The 6725-nt window shown below is 65.2% G+C and carries 5 protein-coding genes; 1 reads left to right on the plus strand and 4 read right to left on the minus strand.

Features of this window, described 5'->3' with window-relative positions:
- Positions 1–148: 148 nt before the first annotated feature.
- Genes AC0L2U_RS02990 through AC0L2U_RS03000 form a run of 3 tightly spaced genes read right to left on the minus strand, consistent with a single transcriptional unit; the run spans position 149 to position 3771 of the window.
- Positions 149–1321, minus strand: a complete 1173-nt coding sequence (locus tag AC0L2U_RS02990) for a M20 aminoacylase family protein (RefSeq protein ID WP_127397347.1) — start codon at positions 1319–1321, stop codon at positions 149–151.
- Positions 1322–1339: 18 nt separating this feature from the next.
- A complete protein-coding gene (locus tag AC0L2U_RS02995; protein WP_473601378.1) occupies positions 1340–2566 on the minus strand; it encodes an allantoate amidohydrolase in 1227 nt (408 codons plus the stop codon).
- Positions 2563–3771 carry a diaminopropionate ammonia-lyase gene (locus AC0L2U_RS03000; RefSeq protein ID WP_473601379.1) on the minus strand — a complete coding sequence of 403 codons (1209 nt, stop codon included), beginning with the start codon at positions 3769–3771 and terminating at the stop codon, positions 2563–2565. Before AC0L2U_RS03000 ends, AC0L2U_RS02995 begins: the two co-directional genes overlap by 4 nt.
- Before the next feature lie 106 nt (positions 3772–3877).
- Here AC0L2U_RS03000 and AC0L2U_RS03005 point away from each other — a divergent pair, with 106 nt between their 5' ends.
- Positions 3878–4357 (plus strand): Lrp/AsnC family transcriptional regulator, encoded by a 480-nt coding sequence (locus tag AC0L2U_RS03005; RefSeq protein WP_127397344.1) that lies wholly within the window; start codon positions 3878–3880, stop codon positions 4355–4357.
- A gap of 66 nt (positions 4358–4423) precedes the next feature.
- Here AC0L2U_RS03005 and AC0L2U_RS03010 read toward each other — a convergent pair whose 3' ends face one another.
- Complete coding sequence (locus AC0L2U_RS03010; RefSeq protein WP_128288952.1) at positions 4424–6532, minus strand: molybdopterin-containing oxidoreductase family protein; 2109 nt, start codon at positions 6530–6532, stop codon at positions 4424–4426.
- Positions 6533–6725 lie beyond the last annotated feature (193 nt).

Below are 6725 nucleotides of genomic sequence, written 5' to 3' on the forward strand. Positions count from 1 at the left end.
ATTAGGTCCGCCGCACGGGTAAGGCTAGCTGAGTCTTTCCCCTGCGTCATCGGGGGATTATCTTTGTTAAAAGCGTACCGAGGCGCACTGCCCTATCGGTCGCCGGTCCGTCACAAGCTTGTCCTGGCCAGCATCCCGGCAATCTCCTTCATCTTCCCGCCTCGCCGCCCAGTCGTTGCCTGACCAGCGCGAAATGGAAATTAGTGCCGAACAACAGCCCGTCATCGTTGAAGTCGTAGCTGGAATTGTGCAGCGGCGCCGAGCCCTCGCCATTGCCGAGGAAGACGAAGCAGCCCGGCACATGGTCGAGGAAGCGGGCGAAATCCTCGGAGGCGGTCATCGGCTCGCGGGCGACGGCGATGTTGCCGGGTTCGAAGACGTGCCTTGCGGCGGCAAATGCGGCATCGACCAGCTCGGCATCGTTGCGCAGCGGCACGAACTCCCTGCTGTAATTGACCTCGGCCGCGACATTGTAGGCGGCAGCGGTGCCCTGCGTAATGATGCGCATCTGCCGCTCGATCTCGGCGCTGACCTCGGGGCGGAAGCTGCGCGCATCGCCGAGGATGCGGGCAAGGCCGGGCAGAGCGTTGCGGGTGCCGTCGGTGATCAGCTCGGTCACCGAAACCACCGATATGTCGGCCGGGCTCAGCCGGCGCGAGACGATGGTCTGCAGATTGGTGACCAGTGCGCAGGCGGCGACCAGCGTCTCGTTGCCCGCATGCGGCCGCGCGGCATGGCCGCCGAGCCCTTTAAGCACGATCTCGAAGATATCCTCGGCCGACATGATAGGGCCGGCACGGGTCTCGAAATGACCGATCGGCAGGCCGGGCATGTTGTGCAGGCCGAAGATCTCGTCGAAGGGAAAGCGCTGCATCAGCCCATCGTCGAGCATGGCGAGTGCCCCCCTGCCCCATTCCTCGGCCGGCTGGAAGACGAAGCGCACGGTGCCGTCGAAACCGCCCTCACCTGCCAGCAGCTTTGCCGCGCCGAGCAGCATGGTGGTGTGGCCGTCATGGCCGCAGGCATGCATGATGCCAGGATTGCCGGATCGGTAGGATGCGTCCGATTGCTCTGATATGCGCAGTGCATCCATGTCGGCCCTGAGCGCAATCGCCCGGTTGCCGCTGCCGCGCGTCAGCGTGCCGACGACGCCGGTGCCGCCGACGCCTTCGGTGACATCATCGAGGCCGAACTCACGCAATTTAGCGGCGACGAAGGCTGCGGTACGCTTCTCCTCGAAACCGAACTCGGGATGCGCGTGCAGATCGCGCCGCCAGAAAATCATTTCCTGCTTCAGCGCATCGCGATCGAGTTCAGACATTTCTTTGCCCCTTCTGACCTAGTTTGCCAGTTGCGCGGCCACATCAAGCAGGATGTTGGCCCCGGCAACAAGCTCGGCATCATCGGTGTGTTCGCGCGGACTGTGACTGATGCCGCCGGCGCTCGGCACGAAGATCATGGCCGCCGGTGCGATGCGCGCCAGCATCTGCGCATCATGGCCGGCGCCTGATGTCATGCGCCGGACACCGAGGCCACGGTTTTTCGCGGCGGCCTCGATCAGCTCGACGATGCGCAGGTCGAAGATCACCGGTTCGAAGCGGGCCAGTTGCTCGACCGAGATCGTCACGTTCTCATCGGTGGCAAGCTGCTCGAGATAGGCGGCAAGCGCCGCCTCCTCCGCCTGCAGGCGCTGTTCGTCGGGATCGCGCAGATCGATGGTGAAGACGGCGCGCGAGGGAATGACGTTGATGGCATTCGGCTCGAAGCGGATCGTGCCGACGGTGGCGACGGTCGGCGCGTTCGAGACTTTGGCCCGGTCGAGCAGGAAGGTGATGGTCCGGGCGGCGGCGTGGCCGGCATCGTTGCGCATCAACATCGGCGTGGTGCCGGCATGATTGGCGACGCCGTCTATGGTGATGCGCTGCCAGGAGATGCCCTGCAGATTCTCCACCGCGCCGATCGGCAAACCTTCGCGTTCCAGCACCGGCCCCTGTTCGATGTGCAGTTCGAGATAGGCGTGCGGCTTGAGGAAGCCGGGCTCCCGGTCGCCGGCATAGCCGATGCGGGCGAGTTCCTGCCCCAGCACGCTGCCGTCCGTGCCGACGGCCGCCAGCACCGTTTCGGCATCGATGCCGCCGGCGTGGACCAGCGAGCCCATCATGTCGGGCGTGTAGCGTACGCCCTCCTCATTGGTGAAAGCGGCGACCACGATCGGGCGCGACGGCGAAAAGCCTGTCGCCTTGAGCGTCTCGATCACTTCCAGCCCGGCAAGCACCCCGTAGCAGCCGTCATAGATGCCGGCATCTATGACGGTGTCGATATGCGAGCCGATGAGCAGCGGCGCCTGCTCCCTGTTGTCCGGGCTTTGCCAGATGCCGAATATGTTGCCGACCCGGTCGATGGCGACATCGAGCCCGGCCTGCCGCAGCCAGCCGACGAAGAGATCGCGGCCCTGCCTGTCGGTGTCTGAGGCGGCCAGCCGGATCAGCCTGTCCTCGCCGTCGCGACCGACGGCACCGAGTTCGCGGATACGGCCAAGCAGGCGCTGTGCATCGATGGCGATCATGCCGTTGCCTCGGCTTTCATCTTGCCTTCCAGCACATCGGCCGGGCTCATGCCGACCAGCTCGGCATAGCGATGCGGGTCGGTGGCACCTTCGGTGTTGATCACCAGCACCCGCGATTTGCCGTCCAGTCCAAGCTCGGTCGGGTTGTCAGCCATCGCCCGGATCAGCCCGGCAAGACCAACACCGCCGCTTTCGCCGGCGACGATCACCGGATCCCCGCCGGCCGGCCGGGCCAACCGCCGCATCACCGTGATGGCGTCGGTCTCATCCACCGTCATGAAGGCATCGGCGGCGCGCGCCAGCACCCGCCAGGCTACCGGGGAGGCCTCGTAGCATTCAAGCATGGCCATCACCGTCGGCCGGCCATGCGCGACCTTGACCGGGTGCCCGGCCTGGGCGGCTGCAAAAACACAGGCTGCACGCGCCGGCTCGACCACGATGAAGGTCGGCCTGGCGTCACCGAGCACGATGGCGAGATGACCGGCCAGCGCGGCGGCAATGCCACCGACACCAGCCTGCACAAAGACGTGGGTTGGTGTCCGAGGGAGCTGACGCAGCGCTTCGCGCACGATCGCCGTATAGCCCTGCATGACCAGGCCAGGAATCCGTTCATAGCCCGACCATGAGGTGTCGGACACGACGGTCCAGCCCTTCTCGGCCGAAACCTGGGCGGCCTGCCTGACCGAATCATCATACTTGCCGTCGACGCGGATCATCTCGGCACCATAGCGGGCGATCGCCGCTATGCGCTCCTCGCTGACGCCGGCGTGGACGAAGATCGCCGCCCGCGCGCCGACGAGTTGCGCGCCTTGCGCAACGGAGCGGCCATGATTGCCGTCGGTCGCACAGGCAAATGTCATCGCCGCGGCGACGGCACACACGTCGGGCCGATCGAGATCGGCAACATCGACGGGCCGGCCAAGCCGGTTGCCTGCCTCCTCCAGCACCAGGCGGAAGACGGCATAAGCGCCGCCCAGAGCCTTGAAGCTGCCGAGGCCGAGGCGAAAGCCTTCATCCTTGATATGGATAGCGCTAATTCCGAGTTCGCTGGCAAACGCCGGAAGCGCATGCAGCGGCGTTTTCAGGTGATTGTCGCGACGGGAAAGAAAACGCTCGACCGTGTCAGCGCCGGCCACGCCGAGGATTTCGGCATCGGCCGGATCGAGTGGCAGGCGATGCAGACTATTGCGGTTGAGCAGGAACACTGGCGGGCCTCCTTGGCGTTCGGCGAGAATATATTGCAGGACCGGTGCAAAGGGCGCTGTAATATGGCCTCCCAAATGCAAGTTTGTTTCGCCGAGGACCTCTCTATTGCCTGTATCGCCACCCATTCTCGACAGTTTCGATCTCGCCATCCTTGCTATCCTGCAGCGCGACAACACGACGCCGCAGCGGCTGATCGGCGAGGCGGTGAACCTGTCGGCACCGGCGGTGCAGCGCCGCATCAAGCGCATGGAGCAGACCGGCGTCATCGCCGGCAATGTCGCGGTCGTCGAGCCGGCAGCGGTCGGCCAGCCGATCACCATCTTCGTCGAGGTGGAACTCGAGAGCGAACGTGCCGAACTGATCGACGCGGCCAAGCGGCAATTCTCGGCAACCCCCGAGGTTCAGCAATGCTACTATGTCACCGGCGAGGCCGATTTCATCCTGGTCATCACCGTGGCCGACATGGCCGCCTATGAGGCGCTGACGCGAAAACTGTTCTTCGACAGCAACAATGTCCGCAAGTTCCGAACTTTTGTTGCGATGGACCGGGTCAAGGTCGGGTTGACGGTGCCATTGCCCGGCTAGCGTCAGGCGGCCGAAAAATCCAGCACGGTCTGATCTGGCGCGAGACGAGCGGAGTTCTCGCCGACCTCAGCCTGCCGCGCGCAGCCAGACCTTGTTGTCGTGGAAGGCAGCACCGCCATAGGGCGCCGGCGCATCGGCGCCGGTCAGAACGTTGATGCCTTCGCCGCGCTCATGGGCGCTGTTTGGCCAGATGCCTTCGGCGATGACGACGCCGCGCTTGATCCCGTCAAACAGCTTTGCATGCAGCACGACTTCGCCGCGCGTGTTGCCGACCTCGACGCGATCGCCGTCGGCCAACCCAAGGGCTGCGGCATCGTCGGGATGCAGAAGCAGTTCCGGGCGGCCCTCCCTGGCCTTCGACACCGGCGTTTCCGAAAAGGTCGAGTTGAGAAAATTGCGCGCCGGCGACGTCGTCAGCCGGAACGGATGCGCTTCGTCGGCGACCTCGATCAAGTCGACATGGTCGGGAAATTCCGGCAGAAGCGCCACCGGGCCGAACAGGCCCATGCTTTTCGGCGGCCGGTTGGGCGCCGCCTGCCCGGTCCAGTCGGCGCGGAAGCGGAATTTTCCATCCGCGTGGCCAAATCCATTGATGAAGTGTGCTGCCTCGAAATCCGGCTGCAGGTCGATCCACTTGTCTTCCTTCAAGCTGTCGAAGCTGCCCAGCCCGCGCTTGCCCAGGATGATGTCGATATGCTGCTGCTCGGTGAGGCCGAAGCCCGGACGATCGGCGACGCCAAGGCGTTTTGCCAATTCCTCGATGACGAAATGGTTGGTGCGCGGTCCTTCCGGCGGCTCGATCAGCTTGGGGCCGAGCGTGATGTGCTGATTGCCGCCGCCCTTGTAGACGTCGTCGTGCTCGAGGAACATCGTCGCCGGCAGCACGACATCGGCAAGCTTGGCCGTGTCGGTCATGAACTGCTCATGCACGCAAGAGAACAGGTCGTCGCGCATAAAACCCTGTTTCACCAGCCGCTGTTCCGGCGCGACATTTACCGGGTTGGTGTTCTGGATCAGCATCGCCGTCACCGGCGGGCCGCCATAAAGCGCGTCGCTGGCTCCGGTCAGCACCGGGCCGATGCGCGAATGGTCGAGATGGCGGATCGAGGGATCGCGCATCCTGGTGCCTTCCAGAACTTCCTGGTTGAGCTTGAAGATGCCGGAGTTGGAATGGAAGGCGCCGCCGCCCTCATATTGCCAGCTGCCGGTGACAGCCGCGATGCAGGACGCTGCATGCATGTTGACGGCGCCATTGCGCTGGCGCGCGAAGCCGTAGCCGAGGCGGAAATAGGTCTTTTTAGTCGTGCCGACGAGGCGGGCGAAGGCCTCGGTCTCGGCGACCGTCAAGCCGGTGATCCCGGCCGCCCAGTCCGGCGTGCGCGTCTCGAGATGCGCTTCCAGCCCTTTCGGGTCGTCCGTGTACTTTTCGAGATAGGCGCGGTCGGCCATGCCTTCCCTGAACAGCACATGCATGACCGCGCAGGCCAGCGCGCCATCGGTGCCCGGCTTCAGCACCAGGCCGAGATCGGCCTGCTTCATCGTCGCATTCTCATAGACGTCGATGACGACGATCTTCGCGCCGCGCTCCTTGCGCGCCTTGATGGCGTGCGTCATGACGTTGACCTGCGTCACCACAGCATTGGTGCCCCAGATCACCACGCAATCGGATTTCGCCATCTCGCGCGGGTCCGGCCCGCGCAAGGCGCCGGCGCCCATCATCCAGCCGGTCCAGGCGAGATTGGTGCAGATCGAACCGAAAAAGCCGGAGTATTTCTTGGCGTGGCGCAGCCGGTCGATGCCGTCGCGCTGCACCAGCCCCATCGTGCCGGCATAATAATAGGGCCAGACCGTCTCCGAGCCGTATTTCTCCTCGGCCGCAATGAATTTTTCGGCGACGAGGTCGAGCGCCGCCTCCCAGCTTGCTTCTTTCCAGGCGCCGTCGCCCTTGGAACCGGCGCGGATCAGCGGCTTCAGCAAACGGTCGGGATGATGGACGCGGTCGGCATAGCGGGCAACCTTGGCGCAGACGACACCGGCCGTGTAGCTGTTGGACTTGGCGCCATGGACGCGGCCGATGCGGTTGCCGTCGAGCAGCTCGACCTCGAGCGCGCAGGTCGAGGGGCAATCATGCGGACAGGCCGAATGGCCGATGCGAAGCTTGGCGTGTTGGTTCATGGGGCGAGGTTAACCGGTTCCGGACGCGGCGTGTAGGGCCAGATCTTACCCTCCCCTTGATGGGGAGGGTCGGCGTGTAACGCCGGGGTGGGGTGTGGCGCAGAGGGGGGCCCCCCCCCCCCCCGGGGGGCGGCCCCCCCCCCCCCCCGGGGGGGGGGGGGCGGCGGGGCGCGGGGGGGGGGGCCGCGCGCGG

The organism is Mesorhizobium sp. WSM4808, assembly GCF_055811675.1.

Bases quoted from the DNA above. Each gene is read 5' to 3' on its own strand.
- AC0L2U_RS03010 (WP_128288952.1), bottom strand. From the start codon at position 6,532: ATGAACCAACACGCCAAGCTTCGCATCGGCCATTCGGCCTGTCCGCAT.
- AC0L2U_RS02990 (WP_127397347.1), bottom strand. From the start codon at position 1,321: ATGTCTGAACTCGATCGCGATGCGCTGAAGCAGGAAATGATTTTCTGG.
- AC0L2U_RS02995 (WP_473601378.1), bottom strand. From the start codon at position 2,566: ATGATCGCCATCGATGCACAGCGCCTGCTTGGCCGTATCCGCGAACTC.